The 17,077-nt window shown below is 52.0% G+C and carries 17 protein-coding genes and 1 tRNA gene; 10 read left to right on the forward strand and 8 right to left on the reverse strand.

All coding sequences use genetic code 11. The features are described from left to right. Position 1 precedes the first annotated feature (1 nt). The 3 genes from coaD to O3661_RS01380 form a co-directional block, all read right to left on the reverse strand. On the reverse strand, positions 2-514 hold the full coding sequence (coaD, locus tag O3661_RS01370; protein ID WP_070825745.1) for a pantetheine-phosphate adenylyltransferase: 513 nt from the start codon (positions 512-514) through the stop codon (positions 2-4). Positions 515-621: 107 nt separating this feature from the next. After that, positions 622-1,308 carry a Bax inhibitor-1 family protein gene (locus O3661_RS01375; RefSeq protein ID WP_371492048.1) on the reverse strand — a complete coding sequence of 229 codons (687 nt, stop codon included), beginning with the start codon at positions 1,306-1,308 and terminating at the stop codon, positions 622-624. A gap of 163 nt (positions 1,309-1,471) precedes the next feature. Further along, a complete protein-coding gene (locus O3661_RS01380) occupies positions 1,472-1,747 on the reverse strand; it encodes an oxidative damage protection protein (protein ID WP_003682648.1) in 276 nt (91 codons plus the stop codon). A gap of 129 nt (positions 1,748-1,876) precedes the next feature. On the opposite strand from O3661_RS01380, the gene glnE reads away from it, so the two are divergent. From glnE to O3661_RS01405, 5 genes are all read left to right on the forward strand, one after another. Beyond that, on the forward strand, positions 1,877-4,561 hold the full coding sequence (gene glnE, locus O3661_RS01385; RefSeq protein WP_371492049.1) for a bifunctional [glutamate--ammonia ligase]-adenylyl-L-tyrosine phosphorylase/[glutamate--ammonia-ligase] adenylyltransferase: 2,685 nt from the start codon (positions 1,877-1,879) through the stop codon (positions 4,559-4,561). A gap of 282 nt (positions 4,562-4,843) precedes the next feature. After that, positions 4,844-5,938 (forward strand): FAD-dependent oxidoreductase, encoded by a 1,095-nt coding sequence (locus O3661_RS01390; RefSeq protein ID WP_371492050.1) that lies wholly within the window; start codon positions 4,844-4,846, stop codon positions 5,936-5,938. Between the two features lie 167 nt (positions 5,939-6,105). Continuing rightward, the gene (gene glyS / locus O3661_RS01395; protein ID WP_371492051.1) at positions 6,106-8,169 is read left to right on the forward strand and encodes a glycine--tRNA ligase subunit beta; all 2,064 of its coding nucleotides are present in this window, start codon (positions 6,106-6,108) and stop codon (positions 8,167-8,169) included. 164 nt (positions 8,170-8,333) lie between these two features. Beyond that, positions 8,334-9,413: an iron-sulfur cluster carrier protein ApbC gene (gene apbC / locus O3661_RS01400; protein ID WP_371492052.1), complete on the forward strand. Its 1,080-nt coding sequence runs from the start codon at positions 8,334-8,336 to the stop codon at positions 9,411-9,413. 59 nt (positions 9,414-9,472) lie between these two features. Next, positions 9,473-9,548: transfer RNA gene (locus tag O3661_RS01405), tRNA-Lys, on the forward strand. 172 nt (positions 9,549-9,720) lie between these two features. Here O3661_RS01405 and O3661_RS01410 read toward each other — a convergent pair. Continuing rightward, positions 9,721-10,569, reverse strand: coding sequence for an RnfABCDGE type electron transport complex subunit B (locus O3661_RS01410; RefSeq protein ID WP_371492065.1), 849 nt, complete (start codon positions 10,567-10,569; stop codon positions 9,721-9,723). Position 10,570: 1 nt separating this feature from the next. Between O3661_RS01410 and O3661_RS01415 the strand changes: the two genes are divergently transcribed. Together O3661_RS01415 and O3661_RS01420 are read left to right on the forward strand one after the other, a co-directional pair. Then, a complete protein-coding gene (locus O3661_RS01415; RefSeq protein WP_371492053.1) occupies positions 10,571-10,774 on the forward strand; it encodes a hypothetical protein in 204 nt (67 codons plus the stop codon). Between the two features lie 6 nt (positions 10,775-10,780). Next, the gene (locus O3661_RS01420; protein ID WP_004518935.1) at positions 10,781-11,248 is read left to right on the forward strand and encodes a YchJ family protein; all 468 of its coding nucleotides are present in this window, start codon (positions 10,781-10,783) and stop codon (positions 11,246-11,248) included. 264 nt (positions 11,249-11,512) lie between these two features. Here the strand turns inward: O3661_RS01420 and O3661_RS01425 are convergent, their stop codons facing one another. Further along, on the reverse strand, positions 11,513-12,301 hold the full coding sequence (locus tag O3661_RS01425; protein WP_003684681.1) for an inositol monophosphatase family protein: 789 nt from the start codon (positions 12,299-12,301) through the stop codon (positions 11,513-11,515). Positions 12,302-12,466: 165 nt separating this feature from the next. On the opposite strand from O3661_RS01425, the gene O3661_RS01430 reads away from it, so the two are divergent. Then, entirely contained in the window at positions 12,467-13,192 is a 726-nt protein-coding gene (locus O3661_RS01430; RefSeq protein WP_371492054.1) for a 16S rRNA (uracil(1498)-N(3))-methyltransferase, read from the forward strand. A gap of 53 nt (positions 13,193-13,245) precedes the next feature. On the opposite strand, the gene O3661_RS01435 is transcribed toward O3661_RS01430, so the two are convergent. From O3661_RS01435 to cyaY, 3 genes are all read right to left on the reverse strand, one after another. After that, positions 13,246-14,643, reverse strand: coding sequence for a hypothetical protein (locus O3661_RS01435; protein WP_371492055.1), 1,398 nt, complete (start codon positions 14,641-14,643; stop codon positions 13,246-13,248). A gap of 186 nt (positions 14,644-14,829) precedes the next feature. Continuing rightward, complete coding sequence (gene luxS / locus O3661_RS01440; RefSeq protein WP_004518928.1) at positions 14,830-15,336, reverse strand: S-ribosylhomocysteine lyase; 507 nt, start codon at positions 15,334-15,336, stop codon at positions 14,830-14,832. Positions 15,337-15,390: 54 nt separating this feature from the next. After that, a complete protein-coding gene (gene cyaY / locus O3661_RS01445; RefSeq protein ID WP_314593018.1) occupies positions 15,391-15,714 on the reverse strand; it encodes an iron donor protein CyaY in 324 nt (107 codons plus the stop codon). Between the two features lie 71 nt (positions 15,715-15,785). On the opposite strand from cyaY, the gene O3661_RS01450 reads away from it, so the two are divergent. Both O3661_RS01450 and lysA read left to right on the forward strand, forming a co-directional pair. Continuing rightward, on the forward strand, positions 15,786-15,956 hold the full coding sequence (locus tag O3661_RS01450) for a lipoprotein (protein ID WP_036472795.1): 171 nt from the start codon (positions 15,786-15,788) through the stop codon (positions 15,954-15,956). 17 nt (positions 15,957-15,973) lie between these two features. Further along, positions 15,974-17,077, forward strand: a 1,104-nt coding sequence (gene lysA, locus O3661_RS01455) for a diaminopimelate decarboxylase (RefSeq protein ID WP_371492056.1), incomplete at its 3' end; no start/stop codon positions are given.

A 17,077-nucleotide genomic window follows, 5' to 3' on the forward strand; every position in this document is an offset into this window, starting at 1 on the left:
TTTATGCGTTTGTTTCGTGGTCTTGCAGGATTTTTTGATAGACGGGGTCGGGGAGGTAGCGGCCTATCATGTCGCGCCAGCCTTGTGGGCCGACCAAGCCTTTGACCATGGTGGAGGACACTTCGGCTATTTCGCGCGGCGGCATCAGGAAGACGGTGGAGATTTCGGGGGCGATGTCGCTGTTGATGTAGCGCATCGAGCGTTCGTATTCGTAGTCGGCGGCGGAACGGATGCCGCGGACGATAAAATTGGCTTTGGCTTCGCGGGCGTAATCGACCAAAAAGCGGTTTTCAAACACGCTGATGCGGACGTTTGGGAAGGGGTGGGTAATGGCATCGAGCATGGCGCGGCGTTCTTCTATGGTGTAGGTGCTGCGCTTTTCGGGATTGGTGCCGATGGCGACGATGAGTTCGTCAAAGAGGGATTGGGCTTCCTGTATCATCCACAGGTGGCCGAGGGTGGGAGGGTCGAAGCTGCCTGCGTACACGGCACGGCGCGGAGTGGTCGTGGTCATTTTGGGTTGGGAATGGGGTTTGTGTGGCGTTCAGGATAGGGGAGTTTGCCGATGATGTCAAAAATCAAAAAGGCCGTCTGAAATTTCAGACGGCCTTTGCGGCTTTATCAGTCGTCACCACTAATAGAGATGAGGATTCTCAAGAGGCTGCTGAAAATGTTGTAGATGGAGATGAAGATGGTCAGCGCCGCGCTGATGTGGCTGTCTTCACCGCCGTCGATAACGGTACGCACCTGCCACATAATCATCAGGGAACTGAAGACAACGAAACCGGCCGCGATGGTCAGGCTCAGGGCAGGGATGTTGAGGAAGATGTTGGCCACAACGGCAATCATGAGCACTATCGCACCGGCACCGAGGAAGCTGCCGAGTTTGTTCATGTTCATTGTGGTGCGGCGTGCCATGGCGGACATGGTGAAGAATACACCGGCGGTCATGGCGGCGGCCGTACCGACGATTTGCGCGCCGTTGTTGATAGCCAGGGCGTATTGCAACATAGGGCTGATGGCAAGGCCCATGCCGAAAGTGAAGATCATCAACAGGGCTACGCCGACGTTGCTGTAACGGTTTTTCTCGATCAGGAAGGTCATGCCGTAGAAGAAGCCGAAGAAGGCAGCCAGGGCAATCCAAGATGAACCGAACATGGAGAAAATGTTAAAGCCTGTTTTGGCGGAAAAGAATGCGCCGGCAACGGCAGGAATGAAAGACAGGCCGAGCAGGCGGTAAGTTTTTTGCAGGACGGTATTTTTGGCAACCGAGCCTTGCGAGGTATAGTCGTAAACGTCGTTTTGCATGGCGTTTGCTCCAGTGTGGATTGAAATAAATGAAATTTGGATTCTAACAGAGAATCATGGGTTTGTATGATTTATCTGTTCTATTTGCCTAATATGCGGGGCAATCGGGAATTTTAAAGGCCGTCTGAAAATCGGGTTTCAGACGGCCTTGGCTTTTCAATGCTTATTTAGGCTCTTGCGGAACATAGCCTTGTACGGCATCTGCGCCGTCGCCGAAGAAGTATTGTTCCATTTGCTGGGCGAGGTATTCGCGCGCGCGAGGGTCGGCAAGGCTGAGGCGGTTTTCGTTGATCAGCATGGTTTGGTGACGGGTCCAAGCCATCCATGCTTCTTGGGAAACGTTTTCAAAAATGCGTTTGCCCAATTCGTTGGGCAGCGGCGGAAATTTCATGCCTTCGGCTTCTTTGCCGAGTTTGACACAGTGAACCATACGGGTCATGGCGGTTTCCTTATGTGGGGGTTGCAAAGGTTGGTATTTTAGCCGATTGCACGGATAGGGGAAAGCGTGGGTTTCAGACGGCCTGAAACCTTGCTATGATGGTCTTTTCTGTTTATTCAGGCAAAGATTATGAACCGCCTCGATACTGCCCGCCGTTATTCCCTTTTTCTCGCCCGTAATCTTGATTCCGGCAAACTCAAGCCCGAAATTTTCCTGCCCATGCTGGATAAGGTTTTGACCGAAGCTGATTTTCAAGCCTTTGCCGACTGGGACAAAGTTCGCGCGGAAGAAAATGAGGAAGAATTGGCGCGGCAGTTGCGCGAATTACGCCGTTATGTCGTGTCGCAGATTATCGTGCGCGATATAAACCGCATCAGCGATTTGAACGAAGTGACCCGCACGATTACGCTGTTTGCCGATTTTGCCGTCAATACCGCGCTGGATTTCGCCTACGCCTATTATCGGGACATGTACGGTACGCCGATCGGGCGTTATACGAAATCGCCGCAGCATTTGAGCGTGGTGGCGATGGGCAAGGCGGGCGGCTATGAGTTGAACGTGTCTTCCGATATCGATTTGATTTTCGTCTATCCCGAATCGGGCGACACCGACGGCAGGCGCGAACGCGGCAATCAGGAGTTTTTCACCAAAGTCGGGCAGAAACTGATTGCGCTGCTGAACGACATTACCGCCGACGGGCAGGTGTTCCGCGTCGATATGCGGCTGCGTCCGGACGGCGATTCGGGCGCGCTGGTGTTGAGTGAAACCGCGCTGGAGCAATATTTGATTACGCAGGGGCGCGAATGGGAACGCTACGCGTGGTGTAAAGGCCGCGTGGTCACGCCGTATCCGAACGACATCAAAGCGCTGGTGCGCCCCTTCGTATTCCGCAAATATCTGGATTACAGCGCATATGAAGCAATGCGCAACCTGCACCGCCAAATCCGCAGCGAAGTTAGCAAAAAAGGCATGGCGGACAACATCAAACTCGGCGCGGGCGGCATCCGCGAAGTCGAATTTATCGCTCAGATTTTCCAAATGATACGCGGCGGACAAATGCGCGCGCTGCAACTGAAAGGCACGCAGGAAACGCTGAAAAAACTTGCCGAATTGGGCATCATGCCGTCTGAAAACGTCGAAACCCTGCTGGCCGCCTACCGCTTCCTGCGCGACGTCGAACACCGCCTGCAATACTGGGACGACCAGCAAACCCAAACCCTGCCCACCTCGCCCGAACAGCAGCAACTGCTCGCCGAAAGCATGGGTTTCGACAACTATGCTGCCTTTTTAGACGACCTCAACGTTCATCGGAACAAAGTCAATCAGTTGTTCAACGAAATTTTGAGCGAACCCGAAGAGCAAACCCTAGACAACAGCAAATGGCAATGGGTATGGCAAAACAAGCCCGACGAAGAAGAGCGGCAAGGCCGTCTGAAAGAACACGGGTTTGATGCCGAAACCATCGCCGCAAGGCTCGACCAAATCCGCAACGGTCATAAATACCGCCACCTTTCCGCACACGCTCAGCCGCGTTTCGACGCCATTGTGCCGTTGTTGGTACAGGCGGCGGCAGCGCAACCCAACCCGACCGACACATTAATGCGGCTGTTTGACTTCCTCGAAAACATCAGCCGCCGCTCCGCCTATCTCGCCTTCCTCAACGAACATCCGCAAACCTTGGCGCATTTGGCACAAATCATGAGCCAAAGCTCATGGGTGGCGACGTATCTGAGTAAATACCCGATTCTGCTGGACGAACTCATCAGCGCCCAGCTTTTGGATACCGCGTTCGACTGGCCGGCCCTTGCCGCCGCACTTTCAAACGACCTCAAAGCCTGCGGCGGCGACACCGAAGCGCAAATGGACACGCTGCGCCATTTCCAACACGCCCAAGTCTTCCACCTCGCCGTTCAAGACCTTGCCGGACTGTGGACGGTAGAATCCCTTTCCGACCAGCTCTCCGCCCTTGCCGACACCATCCTCACCGCCGCCGTGTCATGCGCGTGGGCGGATATGCCCAAAAAACACCGCGATACGCCGCAATTTGCCATCATCGGCTACGGCAAACTGGGCGGTAAAGAGCTCAGCTATTCCTCCGACCTCGACTTGGTCTATCTTTACGACGATCCGCATTCCGATGCAGGCGACGTGTACAGCCGCCTCGCCCGCCGCCTGACCAACTGGCTTTCCGCCGCCACTGGCGCAGGCAGCCTCTACGAAACCGACCTGCGCCTGCGCCCCAACGGCGACGCAGGTTTCCTCGCCCACAGCATCGCCGCCTTTGAAAAATACCAGCGCGAAAACGCATGGACTTGGGAACACCAATCCCTTACCCGCGCCCGTTTTATCTGCGGTACGCCTGATGTTCAGACGGCCTTCGATCGTATCCGTACTGAGATGCTGACTGCCGAACGCGACCAAACCGTTTTAGCAGGCGAAATCATCGAAATGCGCGAAAAAATGTTCCCCACTCATCCGCCTGCCGACAGCAACGTCAAATACGCGCGCGGTGGCGTGGTCGATGTCGAATTTATCGTCCAATATCTCATCCTTGCCCATGCTCGCCAGTATCCGCAACTCCTCGATAACTACGGAAACATTGCCCTCTTGAACATTGCCGCCGACTGCGGCCTCATCGATAAAACCCTCGCCGAACAAAGCCGCACCGCCTACCGCTTCTACCGCCAGCAGCAACACAACACCAAACTGCGCGATACCAAAAAAACCGAAGTGACGGACGAATTGCTGACCCACTATGGCAATGTGCGAAAACTATGGCAGGAAGTATTCGGGGCGGAAGTGAAGTTCGGATAAGCAGGTGGGCGTATTTAACACGTCAACACAATTTGATTTGCCGCCGTAACACACTCACTTCAAATAGTAAGTTTTATGTAAGGAAGATATTTTTATAAAAACTGATTGGCAGCTTGAAGCGGTTAACTGCCGGGTATAGAGGGAAGACTTTGTTTATGTATTACTGATTCAGCCCGAGCATAATCTGCAAAAGCAGTTCTCATTTTCTGTCGATATTGTGATACAGCAAAACAAGTTCTAAAATATGCTGCTTATTTATATATTAAAAACAAGGAGAAACTGATGTCTAAGGTTGCGATACTCGGTGGCGGTCTGTCGGGCCGTCTGATGGCATTCCAACTGGCAGAGCAGGGCATTTCGGTCGAGTTGTTTGAGAAAGGCGAACGCAACGGCGCGCAAGCCGCCGCTTATGTTGCCGCGGCCATGCTGGCACCGTCTGCCGAAGCGGTGGAGGCAACGCCCGAAGTCATCCGTTTGGGCAAACAAAGCATCGCGCTTTGGCGCGCGATTGTCGGCCGTCTGAACACGCCGGTGATGATGCAGGAAAAAGGCAGCCTGATTGTCTGGCACACGCAGGACAAGCCGCTTTCTGCCGAGTTTGCCCGTCATTTGAAGCGCGGCGGCGTGGCGGAACATGAAACCATACGTTGGAACGCAGATGAAATCGCGGCAAACGAACCACAACTGGCAGGGCGGTTTTCAGACGGCCTGTATCTGCCGACAGAAGGGCAGTTGGACGGACGGCAAGTATTGAATGCGCTTGCCGATGCTTTGGAATCAATGAATGTAGCGTGTCATTGGTCATGCGAACGCGAAGTCGAAGATTTGGCAACGCAATATGATTGGGTCATCGACTGCCGCGGTTATGGTGCAAAATCAGCGTGGAACAGGCCGTCTGAAAGCGTTTTGCGCGGCGTTCGCGGCGAAGTGGCGCGCGTTTACGCACCTGAAATTGAGCTGTCCCGCCCCGTGCGTCTGCTGCATCCGCGCTATCCTTTGTATATCGCGCCGAAGGAAAACCATATTTTTGTGATTGGTGCGACCCAAATCGAAAGCGAAAGCCAAGCGCCGGCAAGCGTGCGTTCCGGTTTGGAACTTTTGTCCGCGCTGTACGCCGTGCATCCGGCATTTGGCGAGGCAAACCTTTTGGAACTGGCCACCGGCCTGCGCCCGACTTTAAACCACCACAATCCCGAAATCCGCTTTAACCGCGAACGCCGCCTGATTGAAGTCAACGGCCTGTTCCGCCACGGATTTATGATTTCTCCGGCCGTGACCGGCGCGGCCGTGCGTTTGGCCGGTGCGCTGTTTGCCGGAAGCGACATTCCCGAATACGACGAAACCAGCGGTTTGCCGTATATCCGCGCTACGAATTGAAGCCGTTGCGGACGAAGTGGCTTGAAAATCAGGCAAATTGTTTGTGAAAGACAGCCACAGGCCGTCTGAAAATGATAAAATCGCCGTCAATTCAATTAACCTTGCGTCTGAAAACCGCATGATGCCGTTTTCAGACGCCAACCAATTTCCTATTTAACGATAAGCACATGACAACCCAAACCCTTTTAATCGAACTTCTCACTGAAGAACTCCCGCCAAAAGCCCTCAATAATCTGGGCAACCATTTTGCCGCTTCCGTTGCCGAAGGCTTGGAAAAAGCGCAACTGCTTGACGGCGCAGCCGAATATACTGCCTACGCTTCTCCGCGCCGTTTGGCCGTTCAAGTCAAAAACGTGAAAGCCGTTCAAGCCGATCAAAAAATTGTGAAAAAAGGCCCGGCCGTGGCGAATGCCATGAAAGACGGTGCGCCGACTAAGGCTTTGGAAGGTTTTGCGCGCGGTGCGGGTGCGAAAATTGAAGACCTGACCATCGTCCACGACGGCAAGCAAGACGTGTACGCCTACGAATACGTCCAAACCGGCAAACCGCTGGGCGAGCTTTTGGAAGACATCATCAATGCCGCAGTGAAAAAACTGCCGATTCCTAAAGTCATGCGTTGGGGCAGTAGCACATTTACCTTCGTGCGCCCTGTACACAGCCTGATCGTGCTGCACGGCGGCGACATCGTAAACGTCAGCGTTTTGGGTCTGCAAAGCGGCAACAAAACATTGGGTCACCGCTTCCTTTCCAGCGGCGAAATCGCTATCGAAAATGCCGACAGCTACGCCGCACAAATGCGCGAGCAAGGCAAAGTGGAAGCATCGTTTGCCGAACGCAAAGCCGCCATTCAGACGGCCTTGAACGAGCAGGCAGGCCGTCTGAACGCGACCGTTGCCGCCGATGAAGCATTGTTGGACGAAGTGACTGCATTGGTCGAATGGCCTGTGGTATTGGAAGCCGGTTTTGAAGAGCACTTCCTCGCCGTGCCGCAAGAATGCTTGATTCTGACCATGCAGCAAAACCAAAAATACTTCCCGCTGCTCGATCAAAACGGCAAGCTGATGAACCGCTTCCTGCTGGTATCCAACCTGCAAACCGAAGATCCGTCACACATCATCCAAGGCAACGAACGCGTATTGCGCGCGCGCCTGTCTGATGCCGAGTTCTTCTACAAACAAGACCAAAAAGCGACTTTGGAAAGCCGCCTGCCGAAATTGTCCAGCGTGGTTTACCACAACAAAATCGGTTCGCAAGCCGAGCGTATCGAGCGTCTGCAAAGCATTGCCGCCCATATCGCCAAAGCATTGGGCGCGGATGCCGCCGCAGCCGAGCGCGCCGCACGTTTGGCTAAAGCCGACTTGGTGACCGAAATGGTCGGCGAGTTCCCTGAATTGCAAGGCACCATGGGCAAATACTATGCCCGCTTGGACGGTGAAACCGAAGAAATCGCCGAAGCCATCGAGCAACACTACCAACCACGTTTTGCCGGCGACAACCTGCCGAACGGCAAAGTGGCAACCGCCGTTGCTTTAGCCGACAAACTGGAAACCTTGGTCGGCATTTGGGGCATCGGTCTGATTCCGACCGGCGACAAAGACCCATACGCCCTGCGCCGCTCCGCATTGGGTATTTTGCGCATGCTGATGCAGTACGGTTTGGACGTAAACGAACTGATTCAGACGGCCTTCAACAGCTTCCCACAAGGTTTACTTAACGAGAAAACGCCGTCTGAAACCGCCGACTTCATGCAGGCACGTTTGGCCGTGTTGCTGCAAAACGATTATCCGCAAGACATCGTTGCCGCCGTATTGGCGAAACAGCCGCGCCGTTTGGACGACGTAGTGGCGAAACTGCAGGCCGTTGCCGCGTTCAAACAGCTGCCCGAAGCCGCCGCGCTCGCCGCTGCCAACAAACGCGTGCAAAACCTGCTGAAAAAAGCAGATGCCGAGTTGGGTGCGGTTAACGAAAGCCTGTTGCAACAAGACGAAGAAAAAGCCCTATACGCCGCCGCGCAAGGTTTGCAGCCGAAAATCTCCGCCGCCGTTGCCGAAGGCAATTTCCAAACTGCTTTGTCCGAACTGGCTTCCGTCAAACCGCAAGTCGATGCCTTCTTCGACGGCGTGATGGTAATGGCCGAAGATACCGCCGTGAAGCAAAACCGTTTGAACCTGCTGAACCGCTTGGCAGAACAAATGAACGCAGTTGCCGACATTGCGCTCTTGAGCGAATAAGGCCGCGTTTCAGTTGACTCTCTTTTCAGGCTGCCCGATGTTTCAGGCAGCCTGAAGTTTTTCGGGCGTATCCCTTGCATGGCGTTCAAGGGTATAATTCAGCAGATTTGTCAGGCAGGCAAATCGCGCACATCAAACAATTTCCCACATTCAAGAGGCAGATTATGAATATTCCAGCCATCCGAACCACACTCGATGCCGTGTTGATTCCCACCACAATACGCACTTTGGGCAGCGAAAAAGCCGTTTCGCTTCTGGAAGAACGTTCAGACGGCCTGCATATCGGCCTGAAATTCGCGTTCCCGGTTGCCCATATTGCCGCAGACATTGCCAACGCCGTTCAAGAAGCCGTCATTTCGCATACCGGCGATACCCACATACACTTGAGTATCGATACCGAAATCGGTACGCATAAAGTCCAACCCGGCGTAGCAACCATCAAAGGCGTGAAAAACATCATCGCCGTAGCATCGGGCAAAGGCGGCGTCGGCAAATCAACGACCACTGCCAACCTTGCCACCGCAATGGCCAGAATGGGCGCACGCGTCGGCGTACTCGATGCCGACCTGTACGGCCCAAGCCAGCCCACCATGCTCGGCGTACAAGACCGCAAACCCGACCAACAAAACAAAAAACTCATTCCCGTTGAAGCCGAAAGCGGCATTCAAGTGATGTCCATCGGTTTCCTGGTCGATACCGACCAAGCCGTCGTTTGGCGCGGCCCGATGGTCAGCCAAGCCTTGCAACAGCTTATGTTCCAAAGCGAATGGGACAATGTCGATTATCTCTTCATCGACCTGCCGCCCGGTACCGGCGATATCCAATTGACCCTGTCACAAAAAATCCCCGTAACCGGCTCCGTTGTCGTCACCACGCCGCAAGACATCGCCCTGATTGATGCACGCAAAGCCGTGGATATGTTCAACAAAGTCAATATTCCGATTTTGGGCGTTTTGGAAAACATGTCTGTCCATATTTGCACCAACTGCGGCCATGCCGAAGCAATCTTCGGCGCAGAAGGCGGCAAAAACTTGGCAGAACGTTTGAATGTACCGTTGCTCGGCCAACTTCCATTGAGCCTGCCGGTACGCGAAGCCATGGACAGCGGCACATCTTCGGCCTTGTTTGAAAACAACCAAACCATCGCCGACATCTACACCGAAGCCGCCTTCCAAATCGCGCTGGCCATTGCCGATAAAGGCAAAGACTTCAGCAGCCGCTTCCCGAAAATCGTCGTCGAATAAAAAAGTTTAAAAAAGGTGTTGACAGCTGTGCGCCCCGTCTCTATAATGCACAGCTTATCGGGTCGTTAGCTCAGTCGGTAGAGCAGCGGACTTTTAATCCGTTGGTCGAGCGTTCGAATCGCTCACGACCCACCAAATATAAAAAACCTGCTTTGAAAAAAGCAGGTTTTTTTGCGTTTGGGTTTTAGAATTTTGTTGAGCATATTTTGTTATTGAAACAATCCATAGCACATCAAGCATCAGGCCGTCTGAAAGATATTTTCAGACGGCCTGAAGTTTTATAGGAATGGTTTTGTTGTTTTGGAAATCAGCGGGTTTCTTTGGCCGCTTCCTGCTCGGCTTTGTAGCGGCGCAGAAATTCGATGGCGGCGGCTTTTTCGGCTTCGTTGCCGTATTTGGCATCACGTTGGGCGCGGCGCAGTTCGGCGCGTTCTTTGGCTTCTTCGATTTGGCGCGCTTTGAAGTCTTCGCGGTTGTCGGAGGAGACGAGTTTGTCCTGTTGCAATTGCGCTTTGGCCATGGCTTTGGCAATCAAATCCATGGGGTTGAATGCGGCGCTTGGTGCGGCTGTTTGGGTTTGTGCCTGTGCGGCCTGTTTGGCTTTGACGGCGGCTTCTCGTTGCGCCAGCAGGGCTTTGCGTTCGGCATTGTCGCGCTGTTTACGCGCGGTATGGCGTTCAAAACGGCTTTGTGCATGTTCGGCGGCGGCAAAGCGCGGTTCGGCAGAGGTGCTGAAACGGCGTGCGGACGGCAGGAAGGGCTGCGATATGGGAACCATGTCGATGCAGTCGACGGGGCAGGGGGTAACGCACAAGCCGCAGCCGGTGCATTCGTCGCTGATGACGGTGTGCATCAGTTTGGATGCGCCCATAATGGCATCGACAGGGCAGGCGCGGATGCAGGCGGTACAACCGATGCAGACGGCTTCGTCAATCAGGGCTACGGCTTTGATTTGTGTTTTTGCCGGAGCGAGGTAGGGCTTGCCCAATAGGTCGGCAATGTCTTTCATGACGGTTTCCCCACCCGGCGCGCACAGGTTTACCGGCGCTTCTCCTGCCGACAGGGCGCGCGCATAGGGTAGGCAGCCTTCATAGCCGCACTCACGGCATTGGGTTTGCGGCAACAGGCGGCTGATGCTTTGGATGGGAATGGTCATCATGGATAGTCAAAATCGAAAAGGCGCATTATATCAGATTGTTGCGTTTGTTTTGGCGAAACCCGCTTTGCTTATTTTAGTGAAACTCTCTACACTCGTTTTAGCGAAACGCGCTACGCTCGTTTTAGCGAAACGCGCTACGCTCGTTTTCAGACGGCCTGAGTCGGGTTTGCGTTATAATTTTGAAATGGATTTATTCGGGTAATTAGGAATGACGGCTACACTTTGCCCCTGTCAGTCGGGGCGTGTTTATACGGAATGTTGCGCACCGTTTCATGCGCGTGAGGCGGCGGCCTCGACGGCGGAAGAGTTGATGCGTTCGCGTTACAGCGCGTATGTTTTGCAGGAAATCGACTATATCGTGGACACGACTGTCCCTGCGCAGCAGAATTTGTTGGACAAGCAGGATTTGGCGGCATGGAGTAGGCAGATGCAGTGGTCGGGATTGAAGGTTATCCGTCATGTGCCGTTTGGCAAGCTGCATGCTTTGGTCGAGTTTGAGGCGTATTTTGAAGAGAACGGGCAAACTGAGTGCCATCATGAATTGTCGGCATTTGTGAAAATAGACGGGCGTTGGTACTTTATTGAGCCGACCGTTGCGTTACCGACGATGAAACAGCCTTGTTTGTGCGGTTCGGGCAAAAAGTTTAAGGCGTGTTGCGGACAGTTTTTCAAATAGTAGTGTAAACAGGCCGTCTGAACGTTCAGACGGCCTAAGCTGTTTTTGCAGATAAAAAAAACCATTCATACTAAGGGAGAAGTATGAATGGCCAATACATTGCGGGAAAACGTCTTACTTGCTGCACCGCCCAAAAGGGATGAAAGAGCGGTGTTGTGTCAGCGATTGATATTCTACCGTTTTTAGTATTAAATGCTGTTAAGAAGTGAAATAATTTCAATAAGTTGCAAGATAATCGTGATATTTTGAAGATAAACGGTATTTTTACTGATTTTCTCGAATCCATTTCACCCATTGCTGAAACAGCTCGGGTTGCAATGCGGCGATGACGGAACGCTTAAATACATGTTCGCCGCTCCAAAAATCGTCGCCTTCCAAAGTGGTCAGGCAGCCGCCGGCTTCTTCAAAAATTAATGCACCGGCAGCGTAGTCCCACAGCTTTTGTCCGCCGTGGATGTAAATATCGTAGCGGCCGCTGGCAAGGTAGCACCAATCGAGCGTGCTGCTGCCCATGCTGCGGATTGTGCCGAATGGGGCAAGGGTATTCATGCGGCTGGCGAGTTTGCCCGAACGCAGGTATTTGATTTCTACGCCGGCAATGGATTCGTTGAGTTTTTTGTTTTCCGAACGCAGCGGCAGCGGCGTGCCGTTGAGAAATGCGCCTTTGCCGCGTTCGGCATAGAAACATTCGCCGCTGACCGGATTGTAAATCACGCCCAATTCGGCATGGCCGTTTTTAACCAGCGCGACGGATACGGCAAAATGCGGCAAACCGTTGACGAAGTTGTTTGTGCCGTCGATAGGGTCGACAATCCATAGGCCGTCTGAATGTTCGTTCCACAAACGGGTTTGTTCCTGAACGCTCATTTCCTCGCCCAACATCGGACAATCCTCCAATAAGGGAAGGGCGGCGGCAAAAGCGGTTTGTGCGGCCAAATCTGCTTCACTCAAAACCGATCCGTCTTCCTTGCGTCGTGACGGCGTGTTCAGAAAACGCGGCATGACTTCGGTTTGGGCGATGTGGCGGACGACTTTCTGTAAACGGTATAGCACGGCGTATCCTTGTTTTTTGCAGTTTTGCGTGACAGTAGATTAAAATTCGGGAAGTTTTAAATTATAGTGGATGAAATCGAAATCAGGCAGGAGTATGTCGCCGTGTTTCAACTTCATTCATGAAATTTTAAATTTAAATTATATACATGAATAAAGCAGGAAACCATGCCCCGATTTTATGTTGATTTTGCCTTAAGCCCCGACAGCGTGGTCGAATTACCCGATAATGTGGTGCGCCATCTGAATGTATTGCGCGTGAAAAACACGGAAGAAATCGTGTTGTTCAACGGCAATGGCAAGTCATATCCGGCTTTGCCCGAAGTTTTAGAAAAACGCCGCGCCAGCGTGCGGATTTTGCGGGAAGAGGCAACGGACAACGAATCGCCGCTGAACATTACGTTGGTACAGGCGGTATCTGCCGCCGAGCGCATGGATTTCACTTTGCAGAAAAGCGTGGAATTGGGCGTGGCAGAAATTCGCCCAGTCATCAGCGAACGCTGTGTCGTCCGCTTGAGCGGCGAACGCGCTGAAAAGCGGGTGGCGCGTTGGCAGGAAATCGTTGTTTCAGCGTGTGAACAAAGCGGCCGCAATATTGTGCCGAAGGTTTTGCCGCTGACGACTTATGCACAGGCATTGCAACAGTTGCCGCAGGAAACGACCAAACTGTTAATGAGCTTGAACCGCGCACAAAAACTGAGCGATGTTCAGCCGCGATCCGGCAAAGTCGTGTTTATGGTCGGCCCGGAAGGCGGCTGGACGGAGAAGGAAGAGCAACAGGCATTTGATGCCGGTTTTCAATCCGTTACGCTTGGCAAACGGGTGTTGCGCACCGAAACCGCCTCACTTGCGGCCATTGCCGCCATGCAGACGCTTTGGGGCGATTTTGCATAAAGTTCGGGCCGTCTGAAAATATTTTCAGACGGCCTTTTTGTATCAAAACCCAATCAACGAGACATCTCGCCTTGAATAGCACGGATATTCGCTTTGCGGTCGTTGATGGTACGGGTCAGCTGTTGGATTTTAGTCTGATCGCCTTTTTGTTTCGCTGCATTCAGCTGTGTTTGAGCGCGGATAATAGCGGCCTGTTCGTTGCGTACTTCAGTTTGCAATACCTGTTTCCGGGCTTCTTTAGGATTTGGTTTGGGTGCAGGTTTAACTACAGGTGCAGTACGGACAACAGGGGCTTTGTATTTGCTGTATGAAGAGGCGCGTGCTTTCCCTGGGTGGTTGCGCAGGATAATATTGATGCGCGGATTGGCGGCTTCGGCTGTATTGGTCACGCTTGTAATTGGAATATGGGGCAAAATTTTAATATCGTTGTAAACATTGCTTGGATCGAACGGAATATCGGCAGCCGGCTTATATGCCTTAGGGAAAGGCGTTTGTACGGATGTTTTGCTTTGATCTACCGGGGAAAACGTTGCAGCAGGTTTGTTTGGTACATTTGATTCTACTGTTGGCGCAACAACGGTTTTAATCGTTTGTTCGTTAGCCGTGTTTGCGACAGTTGTTTTACCAGTATTGGTGTTTTTTGTATTCTGTCGGGTTGCGGTTTTGGTATAGGCTTTACCTTTACGCTTGGTTTCAACTTTGATAGGTGTTTTGTCAATTGCTTCATCTGAGGCAATTACGGTTTGGTTATTTTGTTTGGCCGTAGTTTTATCAGGTATTTGGGTTGAAACAACAGGATTCTGAATAATTGTTTGAGGGATTTGAATCGCAGATGTTGTTGGAAGGGTTTGCGTAATAGGGGCAGGAGTATTGTTTGGAGTTTGATCAGCCATAGTTTGAGGTTGTGTAGTAGCAGGCATGACATTGAGAACGTCGGTAGTGTCAATTTCAGATTTTATTGTAGGGGTAGTGTCTAAAACAGCTGTATCGCTGAGAATGGCAAGGCCGTCAGCAACATTTTTGTCAATTTGAGAAGTTAGACGTGCTTGTGCAATAGGAATGGAAATAGGTGCGGGAATACCATTTTCGTTTCGAGCAACAACGACTGGGGTTTGTACCGCAGGCATTGCTTGAGAAGCATGAACGTAGTCAGTGGCAGATGCTTTAAATTCTGTTGTTTGTACCGTTTTTAAAGCGGACATATCGTTGAGGATAGCAGAACCATTTGTAACGGATTTATTAGTTGGTTCAGATTCGGTGAATACGTTTGGTTCTGCAGCAACGCTGCTTTCCACGGTGTTGTTTGTGTCAACTGCGCGGCAGGTATTGTTGAGTTGGTGTGATGCGTAAACAGTGATGCCTTCAACATTGCAGACATACTCGGCAGCATTGGCGGCGGCGGGGAGGGTCAGGCTGAGGGCAATGGCGGTTTTGCAGAAAAACGGTTTCATAAAGGCAATAGAATCAGGTTGTTTGTTTAAAGTGTAATTATACTATGTACACTGTCAGCATCCGCCAACTTATTTTTAGGCGGTGTAAAACTGTGGCTGAAAGGTTGAAAATTGGAATAAAAGGTCTTAGGCCGTCTGAAATTTTCTTTCTCTAAAGTTTCAGACGGCCTTTGTTGTCATAACGTATTAAGCGTTCAACAGGCTTTCGTCCAATGTCAGCTCTTCGTTTTTATTGACGGCTACTTTGCGTGCCAAAACGTTTTGGGCGATTTCGTGCGCTTCGGCAAGCGAGTGCATCAGATAAGTACCGCATTGATATTCGTTCAGCTCGGGGATTTTGCTTTGGTCTTGAACAGTCAAAACATCCTGCATTGAAGCGAGCCATGCATCGGCCACTTTTTGCTCGTCGGGCGTACCAATGAGGCTCATGTAAAAACCGGTGCGGCAGCCCATCGGGGAAATGTCGATGATTTCAACGCCGTTGCCGTTTAAGTGGTCGCGCATAAAACCGGCGAACAGGTGCTCCAGCGTGTGAATGCCTTTTTCAGGCAGGATTTCTTTGTTGGGAATGCAGAAACGCAGGTCAAACACGGTAATGGTGTCGCCTTTGGGCGTGGTCATGGTCTTTGCCACGCGTACGGCAGGAGCGTGCATACGGGTGTGGTCAACTTTGAAACTGTCTAGTAGGGGCATTTGGGTATCCTTTGAGGTAAATAGATTTTTAGCTAGGGATATTCGAAGACTGAATCACAATTCCGTAATCTCAACCGCTTCGCCCGAAGCCGCGCTCAGTGCTTCGTTTAAAACGTCGTAGAAATCACGGCTGTCGCGTGTTGCCAGCCATTTGCCGTTTTGCTCGGCGAAATGGTAGCCGCCGCTTTTGGCAGCAATCCACAATTCTTGGTTGGGCGTGTGGCGGTTAACGATGATTTGCGTGCCGTCTTCGGCTTCGATGGTCAGCACGTTTCCAGCAAACTGGCAGTCGAAATCCCAGCCGTTTTCATCGATTTGATCTTCAATGTGTTCAAACAATTCTTCGCTCAGGCGGATGAATTCGCTTTCGGTCATCATGGCTTTTTGTGTGGTTTTTGTTTAAGATACCGAATCTTGCCACATTCGTAATGATGAAGAAAGTTTTACTGATGAAATACGGCGTATTTTTTGCAGCGGCAACGGCTCTGCTGCTCTCTGCCTGCGGTTATAAAGGCGACCTCTACCTGCCCAAAGAGGGCGACAAGGCGCGCTTCGGCGTGATTCAGACCGGCTTGAAATTCGATACGGCAAAAGAGCCGACCACTCAAACCAACGATTAAAAAAAGACTTCACAAACATGACCTTATCCTGCGAACAAATCCCTTATTCCCACCTTGCCGAGGAATTCGGCACGCCGCTTTATGTGTACAGCAAATCTGCGCTGACCGAGGCGTTTGAAAACTACCAAACTGCGTTTGCCGCTTTAAATCCGCTTGTCTGCTACGCAGTGAAAGCCAATGGCAACCTGAGCATCATCAAACACTTTGCTTCTTTGGGGAGCGGGTTTGACATTGTGTCCGGCGGCGAGTTGGCGCGTGTTTTGGCAGCCGGCGGCGATGCGGCGAAAACGATTTTTTCTGGTGTGGGCAAGAGTGAGGCAGAAATTGAATTTGCGCTGAATGCAGGCGTGAAATGCTTCAATATGGAAAGCATTCCCGAAATCGACCGTATTCAAAAGGTTGCCGCGCGTTTGGGTAAGGTCGCTCCGGTTTCCCTGCGCGTCAATCCTGATGTCGATGCCAAAACTCATCCTTATATCTCCACCGGTTTGAAAGCCAATAAATTCGGTATTGCCTATGCCGATGCGCTTGAGGCCTATCGTCATGCTTCCCGACAAAGCCATTTGAAAATCGTTGGTATCGACTGCCATATCGGCTCGCAACTGACCGACCTCAGCCCGCTTGTTGAAGCCTGCGAACGTATCTTGAACTTGGTCGACCAACTGGCAGACGAAGGCATTGTGTTGGAACACTTGGACTTGGGCGGCGGCGTCGGCATTGTTTACCAAGACGAAAATGTGCCTGATTTGGGCGCGTATGCCCAAGCCGCTCAAAAACTGATGGGTACACGCCGTCTGAAACTGGTCCTCGAGCCAGGTCGTAGTTTGGTCGGCAATGCCGGTTCGTTGTTGACGCGCGTTGAGTTTGTCAAACATGGCGAAGAGAAAAACTTTGTGATGGTCGATGCAGCGATGAACGATTTGATGCGTCCGGCGCTTTATGACGCTTATCATCACATTGAAGCGGTCGAAACCAAAGACATTGAGCCTCTGACGGCCAATATCGTCGGCCCGATTTGCGAAACCGGCGACTTTCTCGGCAAAGACCGCACCATCACCTGCGAAGAAGGGGATTTGCTGCTTATCCGCAGCGCCGGTGCGTATGGCTCAAGCATGGCGAGC

Source organism: Neisseria sp. 20925_1_37, from assembly GCF_041433255.1.
Lineage (GTDB): Bacteria > Pseudomonadota > Gammaproteobacteria > Burkholderiales > Neisseriaceae > Neisseria > Neisseria flavescens_D.